Raw genomic sequence first — 857 nt, forward strand, 5'->3', positions numbered from 1 at the left:
AATGTATGGCCTGTGCCATCTTCGTGCGCCTCGTCACAAATTCCGCTTCAAGTGCAAGCTGTACAGCATGGACGCCACCACCATCAGCCTATGCCTGTCCATCTTTCCCTGGGCGTCGTTCCGGCGGAACAAGGCTGGCGTGAAAGTAAATACCGTGCTTGACCACGATGGCTACATTCCCGCTTTTCTCGATATCAACAATGCCAAAACCCACGAAAGCCGCATGGCCAAAAGTCTTTCATTGCCAAAGGGTTCCATCGTCACCTTCGATAAAGGCTATATCTGCTATTCCTGGTTTCGCATGTTGACCGCGAAGGGCATTTTCTTCGTAACCCGACTGAAGAGCAATGCTGCCTATAAGCTCGTTGATCGCCGCGCCGTAGACCGGAAAACCGGGGTCACGTCCGATCACATCATTGACGTGAGCAGCCGGGGAAAAACCACTCGTCTACGCAGAATCGGCTATCGCGATGCGAAAACCGGCAAACGGTACGAATTTTTGACCAACCATTTCCGCCTGTCCGCCAAGACAATTGCTGATATCTATAAAGAACGCTGGCAAATTGAAATATTCTTCCGCGAAGTCAAACAAAATCTGCATATTAAAAGCTTTGTCGGGCGCTCGGAGAATGCGGTGCACATCCAGATTTATACGGCCCTGACCGTGTATTTACTCCTGGCCTATCAGAAATTCCTGAGCAAGCTTGGGCTGTCGGTGCAACAACTCTTCGAGCTCATTTGCTTGAATCTGTTCGGCAAGGATTCTCTGGAAGAACTTCTGAATCCGCGAAGACGAAAAACTATAAACACCTATAGTTATAGCCTGTTAGCTATGGGTGCTTAACCGGACAACATTG

1 protein-coding gene is annotated in these 857 nt (G+C 49.4%); it reads left to right on the plus strand.

From position 1 onward, the window contains the following. Nucleotides 1-844, plus strand: an 844-nt coding sequence (locus V6C16_RS14420) for an IS4 family transposase (RefSeq protein ID WP_333543583.1), incomplete at its 5' end; no start/stop codon positions are given. Nucleotides 845-857: the final 13 nt, after the last annotated feature.

The organism is Desulfovibrio sp. 1188_IL3213 (assembly GCF_036763145.1).
Lineage (GTDB): Bacteria > Desulfobacterota > Desulfovibrionia > Desulfovibrionales > Desulfovibrionaceae > Desulfovibrio.